The sequence below is a fragment of the Moritella viscosa genome, assembly GCF_900120065.1.
GTDB lineage: Bacteria > Pseudomonadota > Gammaproteobacteria > Enterobacterales > Moritellaceae > Moritella > Moritella viscosa.
The window spans coordinates 1-18,454 of the sequence record NZ_FPLG01000046.1; the positions used below are offsets into that span (position 1 = coordinate 1).

The 18,454-nt window shown below is 38.8% G+C and carries 14 protein-coding genes and 1 tRNA gene; 11 read left to right on the forward strand and 4 right to left on the reverse strand.

What is annotated here, in order from left to right:
- Both BT797_RS07115 and BT797_RS07120 read right to left on the reverse strand, forming a co-directional pair.
- On the reverse strand, window positions 1-875 hold an 875-nt coding region (locus BT797_RS07115; protein WP_175545651.1), incomplete at its 3' end, for a cache domain-containing protein.
- 137 nt (window positions 876-1,012) lie between these two features.
- Window positions 1,013-3,325 (reverse strand): HEAT repeat domain-containing protein, encoded by a 2,313-nt coding sequence (locus tag BT797_RS07120; RefSeq protein WP_075471481.1) that lies wholly within the window; start codon window positions 3,323-3,325, stop codon window positions 1,013-1,015.
- 333 nt (window positions 3,326-3,658) lie between these two features.
- Between BT797_RS07120 and BT797_RS07125 the strand changes: the two genes are divergently transcribed.
- The 9 genes from BT797_RS07125 (at window position 3,659) to BT797_RS07165 (ending at window position 13,020) form a co-directional block, all read left to right on the forward strand.
- On the forward strand, window positions 3,659-4,750 hold the full coding sequence (locus BT797_RS07125; protein ID WP_045110101.1) for a cytochrome-c peroxidase: 1,092 nt from the start codon (window positions 3,659-3,661) through the stop codon (window positions 4,748-4,750).
- Between the two features lie 10 nt (window positions 4,751-4,760).
- Entirely contained in the window at window positions 4,761-6,011 is a 1,251-nt protein-coding gene (locus tag BT797_RS07130; RefSeq protein WP_139291726.1) for a cytochrome-c peroxidase, read from the forward strand.
- Entirely contained in the window at window positions 6,008-6,628 is a 621-nt protein-coding gene (locus BT797_RS07135; RefSeq protein ID WP_045110102.1) for an arsenate reductase (azurin) small subunit, read from the forward strand. The genes BT797_RS07130 and BT797_RS07135 overlap by 4 nt, the downstream gene beginning before the upstream one ends.
- Window positions 6,629-6,630: 2 nt before the next feature.
- On the forward strand, window positions 6,631-9,327 hold the full coding sequence (locus tag BT797_RS07140) for an arsenate reductase (azurin) large subunit (protein ID WP_075471483.1): 2,697 nt from the start codon (window positions 6,631-6,633) through the stop codon (window positions 9,325-9,327).
- Between the two features lie 67 nt (window positions 9,328-9,394).
- A complete protein-coding gene (locus BT797_RS07145) occupies window positions 9,395-9,697 on the forward strand; it encodes a c-type cytochrome (protein ID WP_045110104.1) in 303 nt (100 codons plus the stop codon).
- A gap of 272 nt (window positions 9,698-9,969) precedes the next feature.
- A complete protein-coding gene (def, locus tag BT797_RS07150) occupies window positions 9,970-10,473 on the forward strand; it encodes a peptide deformylase (RefSeq protein ID WP_045110105.1) in 504 nt (167 codons plus the stop codon).
- Window positions 10,474-10,508: 35 nt separating this feature from the next.
- Window positions 10,509-11,171, forward strand: coding sequence for a cold-shock protein (locus BT797_RS07155; RefSeq protein WP_045110106.1), 663 nt, complete (start codon window positions 10,509-10,511; stop codon window positions 11,169-11,171).
- A 233-nt stretch (window positions 11,172-11,404) separates the two neighbouring features.
- Window positions 11,405-12,214 carry a Cof-type HAD-IIB family hydrolase gene (locus tag BT797_RS07160; RefSeq protein WP_045110107.1) on the forward strand — a complete coding sequence of 270 codons (810 nt, stop codon included), beginning with the start codon at window positions 11,405-11,407 and terminating at the stop codon, window positions 12,212-12,214.
- A 107-nt stretch (window positions 12,215-12,321) separates the two neighbouring features.
- Window positions 12,322-13,020, forward strand: coding sequence for a metal-dependent hydrolase (locus BT797_RS07165; protein WP_045110108.1), 699 nt, complete (start codon window positions 12,322-12,324; stop codon window positions 13,018-13,020).
- Window positions 13,021-13,107: 87 nt separating this feature from the next.
- On the opposite strand, the gene BT797_RS07170 is transcribed toward BT797_RS07165, so the two are convergent.
- A complete protein-coding gene (locus tag BT797_RS07170; protein ID WP_045110109.1) occupies window positions 13,108-13,467 on the reverse strand; it encodes a DUF2750 domain-containing protein in 360 nt (119 codons plus the stop codon).
- A 159-nt stretch (window positions 13,468-13,626) separates the two neighbouring features.
- Entirely contained in the window at window positions 13,627-15,711 is a 2,085-nt protein-coding gene (locus tag BT797_RS07175) for a methyl-accepting chemotaxis protein (RefSeq protein ID WP_075471485.1), read from the reverse strand.
- A gap of 374 nt (window positions 15,712-16,085) precedes the next feature.
- Between BT797_RS07175 and BT797_RS07180 the strand changes: the two genes are divergently transcribed.
- Both BT797_RS07180 and BT797_RS07185 read left to right on the forward strand, forming a co-directional pair.
- A tRNA-Ser gene (locus BT797_RS07180) sits at window positions 16,086-16,176 on the forward strand.
- 1,104 nt (window positions 16,177-17,280) lie between these two features.
- Window positions 17,281-18,288, forward strand: a complete 1,008-nt coding sequence (locus BT797_RS07185; RefSeq protein ID WP_075471487.1) for a hypothetical protein — start codon at window positions 17,281-17,283, stop codon at window positions 18,286-18,288.
- The last annotated feature ends 166 nt before the right edge of the window (window positions 18,289-18,454 follow it).

Below are 18,454 nucleotides of genomic sequence, written 5' to 3' on the forward strand. Positions count from 1 at the left end.
TGAGTGAAAGTAATATAGCTGTCTTTAAATAACAGCTGTCCCTGATGTTCTAGGTTCATGAGTTCCAGTAACTCGGCACTTAATTGCTTGTTAGTATTAAATTGAAACTGTTGTTGCAGCTTAGATAATGGATCTATAGGTAGTACTGATTTTACAGGTTGAATAATGGCGACGCCTTCAGTATTGAGTATGTATAAATGCTCAATAAAATTGGGCGAGATATGCAGGAGGCGATTAATCAGTTTACGGCCTTTGTAGTTTAAAATTATAACGCCTATTTTTTTACCTTTGGCATTAAACACGGGCACGCCGATACGGATAGTTGGGTTAAGCGGCTGTTGAATTTTACCGGCTTCAATGTTGAGGTCCATCGGTGATATATATACATTTCCCAGACTAAGTTGCATGGTTTTTTGGAAGTAATATCGCTTAGACTTGTTTTGTAGATTTTGACTATCAACCGCATAAATTTTGTTGCCGATATTATTGATACGTATACGTTCGTAACCATTTATATCAATAAAACGGATTTGTTCGTAATTGTCATCATTTTTGCTTAACTCAACAAAATAGTTGGTTAAAGGCGAGAAGCTGTCGTCATTGAGAGTGAGTTGTTTGGCAGTATAAGACAGCATAAGGGCATCGGATGTCATGCTGTTAAAGCTATCGTTGAGCAGCTTTTCGATTAACTCAACAATCACTTGTTCATTGTGTAATGCGTATTGCTTGTCTTTTTCAATATTCAGCGAATAGTGAATGCTCATAAAAATAAACACAACTAACCAGCAAGGTATCAGCCAATACGCAAGATCCTTGTACAGTTTTTTACGGTTAGTCGCTATATCCATATTATTACCTATGTATTCGGTTTGCATAAAAGGTCCATTTTAAGCAATTACAGTCAGTCTCCTGACAAAATTAGTGTAACAAAAAATGGCACCGTATCTGGGTGCCATGAGTCTTAACTAGGTTAAATCAACATATTAGTTGCGCTATATCATGTGTGGCTTCATTAAGAGTTATTTATTTTAATTAATTGACCAGTTAATTGAATTGCGAGAGGTTGTCGGTGATCGTTATAGTTAGCAATGTTATACGCTAAAATACCTAATGCGCTTTGCTGCTGAGAAAATAATAGTGGGGCAGCGATGACATTAGTTTCTTTATCACTTACCGCTAATTCTATCAATGCGGTTAAGTTCGTGGATAAGTCTATTTTAGCTAAAATTTGAAATGCTAATTTACGTACTCCTCCTGCAGGGTCGTGTAGCTTTTTGGTTAATATTTCACTGGTTTGCTGCTGGTGGCGCACTAATAATCGTTTTGTTTCTAATTGAAGGTTAAGTGCTGTTAAACAGCAGACACGCACATGCTCATTTTCATCTTCTGCGCCAATAAGTAATATTGGTAGGGCTTTGTTCAGAGGCATGTGACTTAAAAATTGTGCCGCAGATTGCTTACATAATGGATCACCATAATGCAAAGTATAACCTGCGGCACCAAGTCCATTTCTTAATACTTGGTAATCGTGATGTTTGGCAATATTAGTCAGCGCTTGAAATATCTCATGCTGTTCTTTTGGTATTGCCCCTAGCATTGTTTCAATCAGTAAACCTGCGGCTGATTCAGTTTTACTGTGGCCAAGCGCTCTTATGGCTAACAGTTTATTGTTTGTGTGTGGTAAGCGGGCAATTTTTTTACGATTTAGTGCTAGATTTTCTCCGGTATCAAGATGGTCACGGACAATATTTCTGTAAGCAGTAAATTCATCATCAAGGCTGTCCATCATCTCTAGTAATGTTTGATCATTGGGGGCATCGTTGGGTTGGAGTAGTATTGCTTCAACGTTCGATTGCTGAATAGCGGCGAGTGTTGAAATGGGGGCATTATTAAACCCTTGGCTATCTGGGAACTTGCTACTGTGCTCTGCTAGCAATACTTCTAATTCCACACGGTCTGGTTTTTTTTCGGTATCATCAATTTGTGTTACTTCGATAGTGTCAGCTTGAGACGCTAGGCCAAGTAACAGCTGTTTTAGCCATTTTTGATTATCTTCATTGGCTTCACTGGCTATTGCTTCTAACGCTGATTGTCGCAAGGCTACATCAGTATCATCATTTTCCAGCAGTGTTTTTAATATCGGAAATGACAGACTTGCATGCTGGCTGAATTGACTTAACAATCTGATCAATTGTGCGCGCTGATATAGCTCGACATTCAGATCTTGTATGGCGTTTAAACAGCTATTCAGTGCCGTTAAATAGACATCGGAATAATACGGTGTCTGTGTTTCTGATAGTTTAGATAAACAATCAATAGCCGCTATTTTGATGGTGCTATCGCTGTGTGTCAGTTGTTCCTGTAGCCAGTGAATATCCGATATCGTTAATTGATTAGTATGGCGAGAGAGCAGATGAATAAGGCTCGGTAAACTCGAATCAGGCGCCTCTTTAACAAACGCCATTAGTTTTGTTGGTTGTAACGCGTCTAATTGATTAAGCTGATTGAGTGCGGATGCTGCCGCTTCTTGAACACTGGGTTCTGAATCAGTCAAACAATTAAATATATTGGCTAAGTAAGGCTGTACATTTTGTGTATTTTTGTGATTCGCAATTGCTTTTATCGCTATTTTTTTAATTTCTGCATCGTCACAATGCAAGCATGCCGCCATATGGATAAGTGCAGTGGCCGTTTCGCTGGTTGCAAATGCGCGTGCGAGTCTGCGCTTATTCATTTTTCGTGCTGTGGTCCAATATTGCAATAACACTTGTGGTTGGAAATCGACTAAAGCACGATAAAGCGCAAGTTCAAGCTCTGGCTCCGGATCTTGTGTTAATAACTCAATAAACAACTTGCCGAACAAGTCGATTTTTTTCTCTGCTTGAATAGCGCTGAGTAACTGTACCGCAGTTAATTGTAGATCCCACCAATCGTCCCAGTCACCACTGAGCCCCCAGCCATCCTCGGCGGTACGACCAGTAGCGAAACGGGTGAGTGTGTCGACAACGCGTTGTGATTCGGTGTCATATTGTTTAGCTATAGCAGATAAAGCCGCTAATCGAGCATCGCTATCAGGGTGGTTTGTGACAACATCTTCTAAACTTTCCAAATCACCAGCAGATACTGTGGCGAGCGCTGTTGCTGCATCGACTACCACATCTGGATCTTGATGGTACAAACATGCATTGAGCTGTGGTGTTACTGTGGTTATCTTAGCTTCATTTATCGCACGGGCCGAATAGCAACGCTGCGCTTCGTCACCTGTTTCGAGTAATTTACTTAATTCATTAATTGCTGCATTCGTTTGTGTCATGTTAAGTGTCATTCGATTCACCTCTCTGCATTTGTCTATACAAGGCATAAGCATAAAACATGCCTAAATATGTGAATTGCTATGCAGCCCGTATATACGCGCTTCAACAGATAATCGTTTGATTTTAATGTTTCATTATAGGTGTGAAATTTAACGATTCATGCAATTAATAATTCTATTTTTTAATAAAACGTTGCAAAAACAGCAATGTTAACTCGATCACGTTTACATGTAAGTCTTTGTAAATTAATTGTTTAATTTATTTTTCTATTTTGGCGTGGTTTATGCAATTACCCCATTGTGAATAATGTTATTTCAATTAATAGGAAGCAAAGGAGCTTTATAATGATAAAAATGCTGATCCTTACTGCTACTTTTTCGTTATCATTTTCTGGTTGGGCTGCAAGCGGTGCCAGCGAGTTTGGTCCATTACCAACATTGAAAGTGAATGCCGCAAAAGCAGAATTAGGTAAACGTCTATTTTATGATACGCGTTTGTCGGGCGACGGAGTGCTGTCTTGCGCGTCATGCCACCAACCTGGCAGTGGGTTTTCACATCCAGATGCGTTAGCCCCTGCTTATCCAGGCAGTAAAGGTTTCCGTAATGTACCAACACTTATCAATACGGCTTATAAACAAGTGTGGTTTCACGATGGTCGTCTTGGTACCAATTTGAATGATGTAACACGTGAAATGTTAACCGAAGATTGGTTAATGAATATGGATATGCGCTTAATGCAAGAGCGTGTTAAACAAGATCCTATTTATGTGAACATGTTTAAAGCCGCCGGTTATGGCGAACCTTCTAATGGATCTATTCGTAAAGCGATCCCTGAATTTTTAAAAACGTTAACTTCAAAAACCACGCCATTCGACAAAGACGAAATGTCAGAACTCGCCCGTAAAGGCCAAGTGATATTTACCGGTAAAGCGGGTTGTGTGCAATGCCACAATGGACCTCTGCTAAGTGATGGAAAACCTTATAATACAGGCGTTGAAGAAAACTTAGATATTTTCCGTGACCCAATGCGTCATCACACCTTTATCGCTTTTAACATGTTCATGGGTAATGAAAATTACATGAATTTAAAACGTGATGTCGGTGCTCATGTGCAAACGCATAAAGCAGATGGTTCGGATATGGGTAAATTTATGACCCCAACATTACGCGAATTAAAGCAAACAGCACCTTATATGCATAACGGTGTAATGGATACGCTTGAAGACGTGGTGGCTTTTTATAATACCGGTGGAGGTTCTGACAAAAACAAAGACAGCCGTTTGAAGCCGTTGAATCTGACATGGAAAGAACAAAAAGCCCTAGTTGCATTCTTGAAGTCATTATCAAGTGAGCCTTTAACGACTGACAAACATGTTTGGATTCAGTCCGATTATAACTATGCCCCCGTTGCCGATTGGCAAAGTGCTAAAAATTAAGGAGGACGAGATGAGTAAAAAAATCAACTTGTCTACATTGGTCACGCTGTTACTGACAATTACTACAGTCCCAGCTTGTGCCCAACAAGACGATAAAAACGATAAGGTAGATAAAAATGCGATCACGGCTGAGATTGTCGCTGCGTCACTAAAACCGATCACGCTTAATGGCATGATGCTACCAGCATTGGCACCATTGGGTGCTGTCTCTATCCCTGCAGATAATCCAATGACAGCAGAAAAAATTGAGTTAGGTAAAAAGCTATTCTTTGATGGTCGTATTGGTGGGGATGGTTCAACAGCCTGTGTGGCTTGTCATAATCCTGCGTTGGGTTGGGATTTCCCAACAGATCTATCACTCGGTTATCCGGGTACTGTGCATTGGCGTAACAGTCAAACCATTATTAATTCTGCGTATTACGGCAAATTATTCTGGGCTGGTTCAAGTAAATCACTTGAAGGCCAAGCGAAGAGTGCGGCGAAAGGAGCGGTTGCTGGTAATGGCGAAGATGACATCATGGAAGCACGATTAGCGCTTATTCCTGAATACGTAAGCAGTTTTAACCAAGTGTTTGGTGATAACTATCCGAAGGTCAGCAACGTCTGGAAAGCGATGGCTGCCTTTGAACGTACGCTAGTACAAACTGATACACCATTAGATAACTACTTAATGGGTGATAAAACTGCGCTAACGCAGCAGCAACTTAAGGGTAAAATCTTATTTGAAGGAAAAGCACAATGTATAGCTTGCCATAACAGTGCGTTAGCAAGTGATCAGAAATACTACAACATTGGAGTGCCAACTAACTTACGCTGGGATTCAGAGGCTCTTGCACAGATTACTTTCCGTTATGAGCTGTATTCCAAAGGTTCTAACGAGAAAATGTACCGTAAAACCAAAGCCGATCCGGGTGTTTATTTCCGTGGTAAACGCAAAGAAATGAAGGGTAAATTCCGAACTCCTAGTTTACGTTATACCAAATATACCGCTCCGTATATGCACAATGGCACGTTAGCAACACTAGCAGATGTGGTTGATTTCTATGATCGCGGTGGTATTGCAGCCGATGGACGTTCGACTGGATACCTTGCGACGAAGAGTGCGCTAATTAAACCTCTGGGCTTAACGATGGCCGAAAAATCAGATTTATTAGCATTCTTAGATGCTTTCTCTGGCGAACGTATCACCATGGATTATCCAACACTACCCCCTTATCAGCGTCTATTCACCGAGCAACAACTTGCGGAGGCGACAAAATGATCTTTGATAGAAAAAAACGCAATGCAGAGCGTAAAGAAAAAATGAAGACTGAAAGTACAGAAGAGCATCAAAAATGTATGGTCTCACGTCGTGACTTTCTTATGTATACCGGTGCGTTGGCAAGTGCTGCGAGTGTCGTTTCACTGTCTTTATTTCCAGGCACCGTACAAGCGCAAAGTGTTCAAGCGCGTATTGTTGGCTATCCAAGACAGCTTATAGCTAAAGTCAGTGAGTTGAAGTTGAATGAGCCTGTTAATTTTAATTACCCAGATAATGGTCCTAATTCACGTGCCATTATTACAAAAATGGGTGTTAAAGCAGGTGGTGGACTTGGTCATAAACAAGACATAGTGGCGTTCTCATTAATGTGTACTCACCAAGGTGGGCCACTTGATGGTCAGTATAAAGTGGTTGGTGAACATCGTGTATTGGGGCAATGTCCATTCCATTTGTCGACGTTTGATCTACGTCGTCACGGTATTATTGTGTCTGGTCAAGCGTATGAAAGTTTACCACAGGTATTACTTGAACAAGACGGTGATGAGATTTATGCCGTTGGTATCATGGGGCTGCTGTTTGGCCGAACTGATAATATTATTGCCATGCAGGGGGCTTAATTATGACAACTAATTTTTATATTCCAGAAGACCATGCACCGTTACCGCCAGCGAACGCTGAAGTAATTACTACTGCGTGTGATTATTGTATTGTTGCTTGTGGATACAAGGTTTATCGGTGGCCGTTAGAAAAAGCCAATGGAGGTCAAAAAGCCAGTGAAAATGCATTCGGTATCAATTTCCCAAGTGCGCCATTACAAGCGTGGGTTGCGCCATCACAGCATAATGTGGTTATGCATTTAGGTAAGCCGCATCATATTGTTATTGTGCCAGACAAAGACAGTTCAGTCGTGAATAAGATGGGTGATTCGTCGATGCGTGGTGGGTTATTAGCGCAAAAAGTTTATAACCCGGCAACAGGAACACGTGATCGCTTAACACAACCGTTAGTACGTATTGGTGGTAGCTTACAACCTGTACCTTGGGATTTTGCCTTGGATATTGCTGCTGAGGTGGGTAGTTATGTTATTGATAAATACGGTACTAATGCCTATGGTGTGAAAACCTACTCTTACCAATATATTGAGAATACCTATGCGATCACCAAATATGCATTACGTCATATTAATACGGCTAACTTTAGTTTCCATGATACGCCATCAGACGTTACTTCTACACCGGGTTTCCGTGATGCGGGTTTTGATAACTTTGGCCCAAGTTATGACGATTGGGGGGCAGCTGATACGTTAATGGTTTGCGGTACCGACCCATACGAAACCAAAACTATCTTGTTTACTCAATTTATGATGCCAGCTATTCAGCGCGGTATGAAAACCGTGATCTTGAACCCAAGAGAAACCGCCGGTATTGCTTACATGAAAAAACATGGCGGCTTACATATCGATCTTAACCCAGGTTCTGACAACTTGGTGATTGGCGCGATATTACGCGTGATTATGGACAATGGTTGGCAAGATGATGAATGGATTGATAAATGGGTCAATAACAAATGGGAGTCTAACTCTGGTTTTGGTCAGGGTACCCGTAATACACCTTGGCAGTGGCGTACCACTTGGGGAAAATTCCAAACTGACGGTTTTGCAGATTATAAAAAATGGAACCAAGCACAAGACGAGTTTGATCCTAAATACGCGGCGAAAATGGCCGGTATTGATGTAGCTAAGATCTATAAAGCTGCTGAAATGATGGCGAAACCTGTGAATGGCGTGCGTCCCAAAACATCGATTGGTATTGAGAAAGGTTTTTACTGGTCAAATAATACGGCCAATACCAATGCTATTTCAACGTTAGCAACGGTTGTCGGGGCTGGTGGTCGTGAAGGGCGCGTTGTGGGTCGTTTTGGTGGTCACCAGCGTGGTGGTCAATCAGGCGGTAAATTACCGCGTAATAAATCACCTGAAAAACTACCAGGGCGTCGTCGTAGAGCATTGGATACGGACCGTTATTTATATTCAGGTCATACCCGTTTTGCGCATGTTATTGGTACCACGTGGATCCAATCTATGTGTGGTAGTCAAGGTCTGCAGAAAAAATTCTGGGAATTAGTCACCTCGAACCCACATCAAGTCTATAGCTATGATAAACAAGAGATCATCGACACCTTGAAAAAACGTGCGGACTCCGGTGGCATGGTGGTGATCAACCAAGATATTTATTTACGTGATCCAATCGGCGCTAAGTTTGCAGATATCGTTTTCCCTGCGGCCACTTGGGGTGAGGTTGACTTTATGCGTGCCAATGGCGAGCGACGTCTGCGTCTTTATCAAAAATTCAATGATGCGCCAGGACAAGCACAACCAGATTGGTGGATTGTTGGTCAATTGGCGAAACGCATGGGCTTTGACGGTTTTGATTGGGAAACTTCTAACGATGTAGCAGAAGAAGCATCACGTTTTAGCCGAGGTAGTCGTAAAGATTTCCACATGATAAAAGTGGCTGCTCATATCGAAGGTAAAACCTTACATCAAAAACTCAGAGAATATGGCACTGAAGGCATTCAAGGACCTGTGTTCTATAATTACGATACTAAAAAATTAGTGGGCACTAAACGTTTACATGATACTGAAATGACCGCTGCAACATTAGCTGAAAAAGGTTTAGCGAATGGCCCACAAGGTCAGAACGTGTTGAAGAAACAGTTAACGGCTTTTAATAGCCAAACAGGCAAGATCAATCTGCAGAAACATCCTTGGGATCTGTTCAGTGATTTTTATGCTTGGTTACAGCCAAGAGAAGATGAGCTGTGGTTCTCTAATGGTCGCGTTAACGAAATTTGGCAGTCTGGTTTTGATGATGTTGAACGTCGTGCATATGTGCAACAACGTTGGCCTGAAAACTGGGTTGAGATCCACCCTGAAGATGCTAAGAAACGTGGTATTGAATCGGGCGACCAAGTGATGATGTATTCTGATCGAGTAGCTAATTTTAAAGACACGATCTTAGGTGTTAAAGGCGATGATTTCCAATTTAGTAGCTTGCTGAAAAATGGTCATATCCAGCTTGATAAAGCCGCGGTGACTGCGGTGGTAATTGTGACTTCTGCAACCAAACAGGGGGCGCTATATGCCAATATGATTGATATGCGCCAGCCATCAAATTCACTCACTACGCGAGTTGTTGACCAGATCAGTGGAAACTACAACTTTAAAATGGGTGTATCGAAAATCAGGAAAATTGGTGAATCTAAATATAAACATGAATTTCGTGCTTTCTCTTTTGCACCGAGAAATATTGTCTAGGTAATGTATAAATAATATTTTGGCTGGGAACGGTTACTTGAAATAATAATTTATAAGGAATATTGAAATGAAAAAATTGTCTTTAGTTATATTAGTTAGTATGTTCGCAATTCCAGCTGTAGTATCGGCAGCCGATATTGCAGCTGGTAAATTAAAAGTAGCGATGTGCGCAGCTTGCCATGGTGCTGCTGGGATCTCTTCTGTGCCAATGTACCCGAACCTAGCGGGTCAAAAAGCAATGTATTTGGCCAAGCAATTGAAAGAGTTTAAATCTGGAAAACGTCAAGATCCAACAATGAAGGGCATGGCTATGACGTTATCTGATACTGATATTGCTAATATTTCTGCATATTATGCCAGTTTGAAATAATTTTACAGTAATGTGGCACTGTGTAATTAAGCGCACAGTGTCACTTCTTTCTATACTTCCTCTAATCCCTCATTATTTAGAATATAAATAGCTAAAAACAAGCCGATAAGGCATTAATTTGCCATCTATCTGAAATAAATATACATAAGTTTCAAATATCTCTCGATTATCGTAATCTATCAACTAGAAACTAGGGCCTATTATGCGCTATAATGCGGCGCTTTAAATACGCACGTTTGTAATAAATTAACAAAACCGGGATTCAAAGACATATGGCAGTATTAACTATTCTTACGGCACCAAACAAAAAATTAGAGATACCAGCTGAAAAAGTAACGGATGTAAGTACAGTTCAAACATTAATTGATGACATGCTTGATACTATGTATAAAACAGATGATGGTATTGGCCTTGCTTCGACGCAAGTTGGTCGTAAAGAAGCCGTTGTTGTTATTGATATTTCAGAGGGTCGTAATGAACCTATGGTATTAATCAACCCAGTTGTTGTTGAAGGTGAAAGCATCGAGTCGGGTCAAGAAGGGTGTTTATCTATTCCTGGCTACTATGCTGATGTTGAGCGTTATACAAAAGTGAAAGTAACGGCATTGGATCGTGAAGGTAACGCAATTGAAATCAATGACGATGGTTTCTTAGCGATTGCAATGCAACACGAGATTGATCATCTTAAAGGTACGCTGTTTATTGATTACCTATCGCCATTGAAAAAGAAAATGGCATTAAAGAAAGTGAAAAAAACAATTAAAGAAATGGCCTAGTCGGGTCTAGAGCAATGCTGAAGGAGCTAAGTTAAGTGAAAGGAAAAATTATATCGTACATTTCTGCAAAGAAGTTTGGTTTTATTTGTGGCGATGATGGCGAGAGTTATTTCTTACATGTGTCGAGCTTGCTCGATAAAGCCAATGAATCTAAATTGGTGAAGGATGTTATTGTTGATTTTGAACCAACAGAAACACCAAAAGGCCTTGCCGCAAAACAAGTGCACGTACCAGATGTTAACTTTAAAAAACAGTTAGTTGCTTTTTTCACTGCAAAAAGCAACCAACCAAGATACGGACATGTTGTTGCAAGACATACATTGAGCACACGTTTCTTTAAAGATCAAAACGAAGGTCGTAGCCATATTAAACAGTTGGCGGCAGACATAGGTTGTAATGCTATTTTAAATACAAATGTGGAAAAGAAAACTTTCTCTGAAGGTGGTGAAGATTTCACTATGTATTCATTTAGCGGTGACTTTGCGTTAGTTACAGAAGATGTTCCGTGTAATAACGACACGGAATGTGATGAGTCTGTGGCAATCATTGATACTAATATTACAGCCGTAGTAGGGCAGTTTCAGCGTGTAAATAGTAAAGAAATTAAAGCGAAAGCAAAACAATTACGTAAGTTTAACCCACTGCTATTACTGGGTGCGGTTGTTATTCTAGGTGTTGTTTTCGCAATTTCGATGTAGCTCGTTGATACAGCGCGATGAAATAGTGCGGTGTTATTGAGCTAAGTCGGTCTTTTTAACATTATTTGAATATAAAGCGGTGGTATTGGGTTTACTCGATGCCACCGCTTTTTTATGTGTATTTATTACATAAAAGTGTGATGAGATAAGGATGTTTTATACCTAACTCTGAACTTACCACCTCTTTGTTGTAATATAACCACGATATTATTGGTGTAATTTCCTGAGGTTGTATGTATAAATTAGTCGCGTTAGATATGGATGGTACTTTACTTAATTCTCAAGGTGCTATTTCACCGCGTAATAAGCAGGCGATCCTTGCTGCTATAGCGCAGGGTACGCGTGTAGTGCTTGCTTCGGGTCGACCGCTAGAGGGAATGAACTGGGCGCTAGAAGAGTTGGGTATGATAGGCAATGATGATTATGTTGCTTGCTATAATGGCAGCTTGGTATATCAAGTTGCAGATAAGAAATTGTTACGCAGTCAAACAGTGACTGGTGCCGATGCGAAAAGCTTGGCGAGTTTAGCGAATAAGTTGGGTGTTTATGTACATGCATTCTCATTAAAACATGGCTTGATTACGCCTAAGCATAATTATTATACAGACCATGAAGCTAAAATTAATGACCTGACGATCACTGAAGTCGACTTTAGCACCTTGAGTGATGATGAAGAAATACTAAAAGTAATGATGATTGATGAGCCTGAGAAACTGTCTGCGGCTATCGCTCAGTTACCCGCAGAGATTTATCAGCAATATAACATCTTGCAAAGCGCCCCTTTCTTTTTAGAGTTTCTACATACAGATAGTCACAAAGGTATCGGTGTTAAAGCCATCGCTGACCAATTTGGTATTAATGCGGATGAAGTGATCTGTATGGGTGATGCAGGTAACGATAAACAAATGTTGGAATACGCCGGTTTGGGTGTGGCAATGGATAATGCCAGTGATGATATTAAAGCCATCGCTAATCATATTACAGCAAGCCATAATGATGACGGTGTCGCGCTGGTCATTGAATCGTTTATTTTAAATAAATAGAGCTTTTAATATGATAGACATTTAAGCGTATTAGTTCCAATCTAATGATTAATTTATTGTTATCTATCATATACTAGTAGCATTAAATTCTATGATATAAGAGAATAATGGCAAATTTCAACACACATCTTAACGTGGCAGTACTATTAACAGGTGTTTCTTCTGCCAGTTTGGTTGCGGCTGGTCACATTGAACTCGATACCGCGATTTGGCTTTGGTTCTTAGGGACAATCGGTGGATTGTTACCTGATATTGATTCGGATAACTCGACCTCTCTTGATACTATATTTAACATTTTTTCGTTTGCTGTTATTTTGATAATAATGCGTTATATGACCAGAGAGTATTTTGGTGAATTGAGTTTCGTTGAAGTTATCGCTATACCTGCGGTTGTTTATGGGTTTATGAAGTATGTACTTAGGACTATTTTTGAGCGCTTAACCGTGCATAGAGGCTGCTGCCACTCGCTACTGTTCTTAGTGTTATCTGGACTTATTACGACTCAGGTAATTGCGAACGTCGATGGTATCGATACTGATAAGGCGGATAGCCTTGCTTGGTTGTCTGGTGGTTTTGTATTTTTAGGTGGCTTTATACATTTAATGCTTGATGAAATATACAGTGTTGATTTACGGAATATTAAGATAAAGCGTTCATTTGGTACGGCGCTGAAACTAGTCGATTTGGACAGCAAGTTATTGGCATTAGGTATGATGATAGCCGTTGGTGTACTTTGGACTACGACACCTGAAATTGAGACAACATGGAGTATGCTCTGTGATTGGTCGATGTTTTCGTTAGTTTAATGCAGGTAATGTGGGGGGAGGTTAACGGAATAAGTGCTTAACTGGTATCAGATAAGCACTTTCATGTATTGCGATAAATGTTAAGAACTAAAGCGCTTCGATATCCACAACTGATTGTGTGAATTCTGCTAGTTCAAGTTCTGCACACTCGCCTTCCGATACCCAGTTAAGGCCTACAATCACGTTATCTTCGTTTAGATCTTCAATCCAAAATTCAAGTAGGTCAGATACCGAGATAGCCGTTGGTTTAAACGCTTTCCATTCATCACAGCAATGTTCTTGCGCTAATGCTTGAGTAGACCAAAGTGGCATTGCATCTGTGTTTTCAAAGTTTACTGAATCGCAAACAACCCAATCTTCACCTGACTTGTCTTGTAAACCCCAAACTTGTTGGCTAGGTTTTGCATCAGCAAAGAATTTCGTCAATATTGGATTTGTTTCTTTCATGGGGTTCTCATTGTATTAGGATTAATGTCGGTATTATACGTTTTTCCTAAACGAATAGACAGTTAATATAGTGTGTTGTAGGTGTTACAACGCTTGTAAAAAAGCCCAGGCAGATTATGACTGGGCTATGCATATAGATTGACTAACTAACCGCTGGTATTAATACTGGAAATTATTTATTTTATTACTCACATCTACTGTGTATTGTGCAACATTAGCACTTTCTTGTTGGGATGTTTTGGCACCGTCTGCGATACTCACTGCAACGTTGCTGATTGCGACAATATTACGATTTACTTCTTCTGTTACCGCAGCTTGTTCTTCAGCAGCACTGGCTATTTGGTGTGCCATATCTTGTATCCGGCAACTTTGTTCATTGATTTGCTTTAAGGCGTCAACTGCATTTGTGGCATGGCCCAGACAAGAGCTGGTTAAGCTGCCACTGGTATCCATCGCTTCTACTGCTTGACGACTATAGTCACGTAGTGAATCTATGACGACTTGAATTTCATCTGTAGATGTTGCCGTTTGCGTGGCTAGGTTACGTACTTCATCGGCAACAACTGCGAAACCACGGCCTTGCTCACCCGCGCGTGCCGCTTCAATTGCTGCGTTGAGCGCAAGTAAATTAGTTTGCGCTGAAATATTACGTATTACTTCTAAGATCGCAACAATACCTTCACTGCGTGATTCTAGTTCTGCGACAACTTGTGTAGCGTGAGAGACATTCTGCGATAAACTTCTTAAACCATCGGCATTGGCTTCGACAACTAATTGGCCGTTATTCACTGCTTTTTGAGTTTCAGATACTGCTTGTGCTGTGACTTGGGCGCTATCTGATACGCTGTGTGCTGTAGAAGACATTTCATTAGTTGCTGTCGCTACTTGTTCAATCTCTAGCTGTTGTTCGGCAATTTTTAATAAACCTTGGTCGGCTGCATTTGCCGTTATTTTAGCACTGGTATTTAAGTGCTCAGAAGTCACAGCAACGTCTGCTACAACACCTCTAACGTTGGCAATAAAAATATTCAGGTATTCAGCTAATTGGCCTGTTTCATCATGGCGCTGAATATTTAAAGATTGTGTGAGATCGCCACCAGATTGTGTCAATTGGCGAACTTTGTCGACTAAATAACGAATTGGTTTGGAAATAGACTGAGCAGCAATCCACATAAGTATAATGCCGAGGATACTGGTCAGAACTGCAATACCAAGTTGGCTTTTAAGATTTGTAAAGAAACCATTATCCACCGCTTTAATAAATGGTTTGGTGCTCGCTAAGGCCACATGTCGAGGGGTGATAATGATCACTTCCCATTGCTGTGTTACGCCAGTAGCATTAAATTGTTTTGACGTAAGAAAATCGTTTTCGACAGTAACCGTTTCGTCAATAAGGCGCTTACTCAACAGATTTTTAATGGCAATTGAATTGAGTTTTTTACCGATGTTATCAGCCTGTTTACTGTCTGCAGCAATGACACCCGCTGAACTGATAATCAAGACTTGGCTTTGGTTTGAGAATAATCGTTGGGCAGTATCTTGAGCAAGTGATTGTAGGAAATTGAGAGAATAATCAACCCCGAACATACCAATGAATTGACCATCACGGATCACTGGTGCAACAAATGAACTGAGTAATGTTTCAACACCTTGAACATTAAAGCTTGATGGATCGGTTACACAGGCAGTCTTACTTTCCATTGGACATAAATACCACTCTGAAGCTCGAAATCCAGTGGCACTTAGTTTTGTTGCATAAAAGTCCCCAAGTGCTTGTAGTGCAACGGTTCCATTGGCTGAACGATTCCAGTATGGGGCAAATACACCACTTGCTTGGGAGTGAGGCATGTCGGTATTTACAGCATCCTGACCGTCAAATTGGTTTACTTCCCAGCCAGTATAAATACTTAATATGTCTTTGTTTTTCTCTAGCGTATTTTGTAGCATTGCATTGACGGCTTCCCGCGATATGACGGGGGTTTTGTTGCTAAATGACGCGGCTAGACCTGTTGTTATGCTCATTGCTTTATTAAAGGTGGAAGCAATATGTTGAGCTTCAACGTTTGCACTTAATGAGAGTCGTTGTTTAATCGCCGATTCGGTATCTTTAAGTACGAGAGTTTGTATCTCGTCACTTAAGTTATTGCTATTAAAGTAACTAAAACTAAATGTTGCGGTGACTACCGCAATTAAACTTGCACTACCCCAGAAAAGGATTTGCTGCTTAATGGTTGAAAACTGCATGCTACGACCTATTGAAATATATAATATATTATTGATGCATTAGTTTAACCTTACTAATACAAAAGTGTTAGTAAACGTATATTGTTTATTATAATCGTGAAGTTTTAAGTGATTGAATTTTATCTATATGTGATATAAAACTCGGTGTTGATACCTATATGTGAGTGTTTTTTGGCGTAACAAACTGCAATGTGCGTCATAACAAGATTAAAAAGTACTAATCTTTTCCTTTAATATCCATATTGTTAGAACTAGATTATTAGTTTGGATTGTTTTTTGAACAGGTTGTGCTGAAGGTGAGCGAGAGTGTGGTTTGACGTAATTTTTGTATTTACAATTAAACTCTATTTCTATATTATTCGATTCATTGCTGCGGAGGGGTGGCAGAGTGGCCGAATGCACTGGTCTTGAAAACCAGCAAGGGTTAATAGCTCTTCGAGAGTTCAAATCTCTCCTCCTCCGCCATCAACTCTTTGATTTTAAAGAGTCTTTTCCTTATAGTGTTTTATATCTACATCATATTTCTTGCTTCATCACTTTTTTGATATTCTATTTTTTGTTGTTTAGTCGTGTTTAGTTTTAGCATGGTTTCAATAACACTTCAAATAAACTCCTCAATTTCTAGCGTCAAAAACAGAAAATTTCAAAACTTTAAATACATCATTTTAAGTAATGAATATTCGTTGTTACTTCTTATATTAAAACCTCTTAGATCGCCCTTATAAGCTTCTGTATTATTTTAAATCCTGTAACTGTCTAAAACTTAATTATTGTTGAATGTTTTATAATTAGTTGTTTAAAATCATTTCTTAGCGATTTATATAGTAATGTTGAGCTACGTATCACCCATACCATTAAAACGCTGTGTAGGGCATTTTTAAGCTTCTGAAATATAGTAAGAAAGTGGGGGGGGGGGAGTTTTTAAAAAGAAAACAATAAAAACATTTAGAATTAAGGAATAAAACACTGTCAAAGGGGGAGGTAAAACACATTTTTTTCCTGATTATTTAATAGGGAATTCCTGATTATTTAACTGTTCAATGATATTTTTCCTAATTGTTTAATTTCCTTCTATGTATTTAGATACATTAAAAGATACGTTAAGTTTAGATAGAGTAATATTGAGAATATTACGCACATAAAATTTAAGGAGGAAAGTTATTTATAAAAAGATCTTTGGGCGTTGCCCGATACGCAACAAGTTGCTTTTTTCTGGATGTTTTGAGCTTGATACTTAATTTCAATTGTGAAGTGTTAAGAAGATATAAATCCTTTATCAGAACTGAAAATCTTTGATTTTCTTTGCGGAGCGGCTTTTAAAATAAGATGTAAAAAAGCCATAATGTAATTAATTTATACATCATGACTTGATTTATATTATTTCTGATGTAAAACATTTACATATAACAGAAAAAGAAAAAGCCAATTTACCAGATTGACTTTTAATAAGTATCTTAATAACAAAAAAAGATACTATATTTAAACCATGTAAAACAATTATTGTCAATATAGTAAGTAATTATTTTTCTTTTGAAGTTTATAAAAACACTGAAAACAAAGGAAAAAAATATGCTTACACCATACAACTCATATCCAAAAGGTTTCTCAAAAGAAACATTAATTCAAGTTACATCACTACTTTCAAGCGGATTTATCGGTCATACAAAAGAAATACAGACAAAACCAGTAACAAACGTTTTCAGAAGCGAGATCGTTGATCTTAACGGTTTAAAAATTGATTTAAAATCTGGTGCATTACTCTTTAGTGAATGTCTTAAGGTTCACCAACACGCAGCTATGGCTCACGCTGATGATAAGCCTATAACTCTTGAATGTGGTTCTAAATCAACGATTCTAAGAGCTTGTAGCATTAAATCTAACGTTACTATCTCTGAGGTAAAAGGGTTCGTTCAAAAGTTCTGTAATGAATTGTCTAACGATAAAGAAATCACAATCACTAAATATGATTTTAGAAAGAAAAAAACGTTAAGAACAGATTCATTTTCGATCTTCTCAATCTTAGAGCATAACGAAAAGGATAACACTTTAACGTTCAAATTCTCAGAAGGGTTTATCGCTTATATAAACGAAGAGGGAAAAGCTTTAACGATTGTTCAGAATGATGATTTTCGTAAAGTTAAGTCAAACAAAACGGCAGGTGTTTTGTTTTTACTAACACAATCAATCTCTAATATATCAAAAGATAAATTCTTGAAGCAAGAGTATTTAATTGAAGTTCTAGTGATTAAAAAGAATGTAAATCAGATACTTAATAATGCATTTGAAAACCTTCAAAATGCAGGAATGTTGCAGTATGAAAAACTGGTTAGTGCTGAGTTTTACGCAGGGAAATGGATTAAATACTCACATTACACATTCTCAAGTATCAAAAAAGCAATTGTAAATCTATTTACTAAAGCAAAAAACATAGGGAAAAAAATAACTATAACAATTAGCAGTAAGAAAATGAGTAAGAAAGAAGGGATGAAAATATTAAAAGATTCTATGAAGGAAGTTGAAGATGGAAATTATGAAGGTTTCCAAGATTATAAATTCGGCAAGTCATTAAGATTGTAAATTTTATTTTCACTTTAAAATGGATGAAAAGTTTAAGTGTGTGTTTTTTCGATCTTGAATCTTTGGTGTATTATGATATACAACCTATATAAGATATATAAGATATATAAGATATATAAGATATATAAGACATATAAGATATATAAGACATATAAGATATATAAGA

What these genes read in the sequence shown, in the direction of transcription:
- def (WP_045110105.1), top strand. Translation starts at nt 9,970, where the DNA reads ATGGCAGTATTAACTATTCTTACGGCACCAAACAAAAAATTAGAGATA.
- BT797_RS07135 (WP_045110102.1), top strand. Translation starts at nt 6,008, where the DNA reads ATGATCTTTGATAGAAAAAAACGCAATGCAGAGCGTAAAGAAAAAATG.
- BT797_RS07125 (WP_045110101.1), top strand. Translation starts at nt 3,659, where the DNA reads ATGATAAAAATGCTGATCCTTACTGCTACTTTTTCGTTATCATTTTCT.
- BT797_RS07120 (WP_075471481.1), bottom strand. Translation starts at nt 3,325, where the DNA reads ATGACACTTAACATGACACAAACGAATGCAGCAATTAATGAATTAAGT.
- BT797_RS07160 (WP_045110107.1), top strand. Translation starts at nt 11,405, where the DNA reads ATGTATAAATTAGTCGCGTTAGATATGGATGGTACTTTACTTAATTCT.
- BT797_RS07170 (WP_045110109.1), bottom strand. Translation starts at nt 13,467, where the DNA reads ATGAAAGAAACAAATCCAATATTGACGAAATTCTTTGCTGATGCAAAA.
- BT797_RS07130 (WP_139291726.1), top strand. Translation starts at nt 4,761, where the DNA reads ATGAGTAAAAAAATCAACTTGTCTACATTGGTCACGCTGTTACTGACA.
- BT797_RS07175 (WP_075471485.1), bottom strand. Translation starts at nt 15,711, where the DNA reads ATGCAGTTTTCAACCATTAAGCAGCAAATCCTTTTCTGGGGTAGTGCA.
- BT797_RS07140 (WP_075471483.1), top strand. Translation starts at nt 6,631, where the DNA reads ATGACAACTAATTTTTATATTCCAGAAGACCATGCACCGTTACCGCCA.
- BT797_RS07145 (WP_045110104.1), top strand. Translation starts at nt 9,395, where the DNA reads ATGAAAAAATTGTCTTTAGTTATATTAGTTAGTATGTTCGCAATTCCA.
- BT797_RS07165 (WP_045110108.1), top strand. Translation starts at nt 12,322, where the DNA reads ATGGCAAATTTCAACACACATCTTAACGTGGCAGTACTATTAACAGGT.
- BT797_RS07185 (WP_075471487.1), top strand. Translation starts at nt 17,281, where the DNA reads ATGCTTACACCATACAACTCATATCCAAAAGGTTTCTCAAAAGAAACA.